This is a genomic window from Shewanella sp. Pdp11, from assembly GCF_002838165.1.
Classification (GTDB): domain Bacteria; phylum Pseudomonadota; class Gammaproteobacteria; order Enterobacterales; family Shewanellaceae; genus Shewanella; species Shewanella hafniensis.
On sequence record NZ_CP015194.1, the window covers coordinates 1,029,096 to 1,032,760 of the forward strand.

Here is a 3,665-nt window from a genome sequence, read left to right on the forward strand (position 1 = left end):
CCGGTTTATAAAAAGGCTTAGTGCTCTCTGAGCGCTGTATCCTTAGCCCTTAAAATTGGATTTAAAATGTACTCAAGTATGGATCTTTGCCCCGTGATAACGTCAACCGAAGTCAACATTCCCGGAATAATTGGCATCTGTGTGCCATCGTTTTTGGTTAAACTGGATTCTGCAGTTCTGACTCTAATGAGATAAAAACTATTACCTTCTTCATCTTGAGACGTATCAGCGCTGATGTGTTCAACTGTTCCTTTAAGACCACCATAGCGGGTAAAATCATAGGCGGTAATCTTTACCACTGCCGGCAACCCTGGGTGTAAGAAGGCGATATCTTTAGGCAAGATTTTAGTTTCAATCAGTAGCTGATCTTCCGATGGCACTATTTCGATAATATCGACACCTGGTTGCACAACGCCGCCGAGCGTATTGATATGAGTGGTTTTAATGGTGCCATTAACTGGGGAGGTGATAATCGCTTTGCTGACCTTATCCTGTGCACCCACTTGTGCTTCATTCATACGAGAAAGGCGGGTTTGGGTTTCATTGAGTTGTGCGCGTAGATCGGCGGCATAGACGAATACGGCTTCACGGCGTTTTAAGATAGCCTCATCCATCGCCGCTTTAACTTTCGGGCGCAGTAGGCGCATTGAATTCAGTTCGCCTTGCAAATCGTTCACAGTACGTTCAAGTTTGAGTAGTTCAACTTCAGGAACGATACCTTTTTTAGCTAACGGCCGAGTGAGCTCAAGCTCACGGGAGATCAGCTGCATACTGGTGGTTAATGTCGTTGTTTTAGACGCAAGATCATCAATTTCTTGTTGTCTTTGTTGAATTTGACGGACCAAGATTTCAAGTTGGTTACTTAAATTATCTAACCGTCCGTTGTATTCTTCTTGCTGCCTTTTAACTAAGGCAGGTTCCGCGGTAATGATGCTCTCAGGAAATACCAAGGCTTTTTTAGTAACGAGCACTTGCTCGCGCCAGTCTGATGTCATGTCTGATATGAGAATGCTATCGAGTTCCGCGCGCATACGAATAGCATTGGTTTTTAAGCCCAAAACCTCTTGCTCTTGCTGAGCAAAATCAGAGCGGAAGCGGGTATCATCAATACGTACTAAAGGTTGGCCTTTCGTTACCATTTCACCTTCTTGTACATATAGCTCTTGCATGATGCCGCCATCTAAACTCTGGATGACTTGGACTTGTGATGAGGGGATGACTTTCCCCGAACCAGTGGTGACCTTGTCTAATTTAGCAAACCCTGCCCACAGTAAAAAACACACAACCATAGCTGCAAGTGCCCATATGATTAATCTGTGCCCGCTAGGGGCGTCAGTCATCATGGCGCCGTAGACATCATCAACCATGTCTAAGTCATTCGCGGTTAGATTTTTACTCATCTTTTAGCTTCTCCATTCACGAGGCCAAAATTGAGTTTTTCTAACACTTCTGCCTTGGGACCATCAGCGACCACATGGCCGCGTTCGAGTACGATAATGCGATCGACGAGCTGCAGCAGATGCATCTTATGGGTAATAAGAATTAAGGTTCTGTCTTTGCTGACATTCTGCATTGAGCGAATAAATTGTTGTTCCGCGCGCGCATCCAAGCTGGCGGTGGGCTCATCCATCAATAGCACTGGAGGGTCATTGAGTGTGGCACGCGCAAGGGCAACGGTTTGTCTTTGTCCGCGACTGAGCGACATGCCTCCTTCGCCGACTTGTTGGTCTAACCCCTCTGCTTCTAGGTTGGTAAATTGACTCACTCCAGAAAGCTGTACGGCACGGATTAATTGGTGCTCAGTGACTTGGCGTGTACCAAATAAAATATTGTCCCGAATCGAACCGTGGAAAAGGGTCACATCTTGGGGCAAATAACCAAAATTACGGCGTAAATCACTCGGATGGATCTGTGCTGAGTCTAAACCGTCATAACGCAGGCTTCCTGCTGTCGGTTGAAATAACCCAACCAATAACTTGGCAAGGGTACTTTTACCTGAGCCATTACGGCCGATAATTGCAATACGCTCGCCGGGATTTATGGTCAGTGACATTGGATGGAGTACTGGTTTTTCTGAACCAGGGTAAGCAAAGCCGACATGATCAGCATTGATTTTACCTATTAGTCTTTGTTTGCTAACCAAATGCCCTTTATTTTCAAACTCATCTTCTTGAGTCATGATTTCATTAAGTTGACGCAGTGCGCTGGCAGTGTGGTTTGCTCTGGTCATCAGGCCTGCAAGCTGCGCCATAGGTGAAATAGCACGGCTTGATAACATAACGGCTGCAATAATTCCGCCCATAGAGATTGCATTATCGGCCACGCGATAAACACCTAAAATGACGACGCAAACAACGGTAAATTGCACTGTGAAGTTAGCCACGTTCGAGACAGAGTTAGATAGCTTTTTTGACCTTAATTGCCAGTTGGCACTGTGGCCTATCATCTGTTGCCAGCTTTTTTGTACTATCCCTTCGGCACCATTGGCTTTGATTGACTCTAGCGCCGATAAACTTTCGATTAAATGCCCATGTTTCAGGCTTGAAAATTTATTGCCTTCTTCGATAGCGGCTTTGAGTTTAGGTTGGATATAAAGTGTAAAGCCAATAATGATAACGCCACCGATCACTGGAACAATCGCGAGATCGCCGGCAACGATGTAGATAATAATTAAGAAAAATAATGCAAAGGGCAGATCGACTAAGGTCGTGATTGTTGCCGAAGTTAAAATTTCACGGATGTTATCGAATTCGCCTAATTGTTTTGCCATACCGCCAATACTGGGGGAGCGTTTTTCTAAGGGGATACCAATCGCTTTAGCGAATAGGCGAGAAGACACTATGATGTCTACTTTTTTACCTGCTACATCAATCAGGTAGCTTCTGAGTTGGCGCATGACAAGATCAAACAGATACGCAATAGAAGCACCAATCGCTAACACCCACAGGGACTCAAAGGCAAGGTTGGGCACGACTTTGTCATACACGTTCATAATAAATAACGGCGAGACTAAGGCGAACAAATTCACTAATACAGAAGCAATTAATGCATCACGATAAATGGGGGCAGAATCTTTTAAGGTTTGGACTAGCCAGTGGGTTTTATTATCATGTAGATAAACATCAAAGCCCATGTCACCACGGTATTCTTGTTTAACTAAGAATAAATATCCCACATATAAGGCTTCGAGCGACTCAATGGTTAGCGTCTCTTCACCACCTGTCTCGGGTAATTGAATAATCGCTTTATCTGACTCAACATCAAGTTCACGCAATATGCAGGCTTTCTTGTCTTTTAATAACAAAATACAGGGAAGCAATATCGGTGATACTTCGTTTAAGCCTTTTCGAGATAACTTCGCCGCTAGGCCGGCCCTCGACGCGGCCTGAGGTAATAAATCGGGTGTTAATACCGCACCTGACAAAGGTAAACCTGCCGCAAGCGAGTCGCATGAGCATGGGTTGCCAAAATGCTCAGTGAGTAACACTAAACAATCCAGCAGCGGATCCACTAAGACTCTTTGCGAGGCTGAAATGGTCCATTGGTCAATTTTTTCAGAAGCTGCAGCTGACACCTAATTACTTATCCTTTGGATTTTTATATGGTTATGGCAAGTATCGGTCATGATGGCCTATATTTCTATAGGCCATCTGAACTGATTTTAT

At 44.6% G+C, this 3,665-nt stretch carries 2 protein-coding genes; both read right to left on the minus strand.

Translation table 11 applies throughout. The annotated features are described in order from the left end of the window. Window positions 1-17 precede the first annotated feature (17 nt). Window positions 18-1,400 (minus strand): HlyD family type I secretion periplasmic adaptor subunit, encoded by a 1,383-nt coding sequence (locus AYJ58_RS04690; protein ID WP_106649185.1) that lies wholly within the window; start codon window positions 1,398-1,400, stop codon window positions 18-20. After that, on the minus strand, window positions 1,397-3,574 hold the full coding sequence (locus AYJ58_RS04695; protein WP_106649186.1) for a type I secretion system permease/ATPase: 2,178 nt from the start codon (window positions 3,572-3,574) through the stop codon (window positions 1,397-1,399). The genes AYJ58_RS04690 and AYJ58_RS04695 overlap by 4 nt, the downstream gene beginning before the upstream one ends. Between the last annotated feature and the right edge of the window lie 91 nt (window positions 3,575-3,665).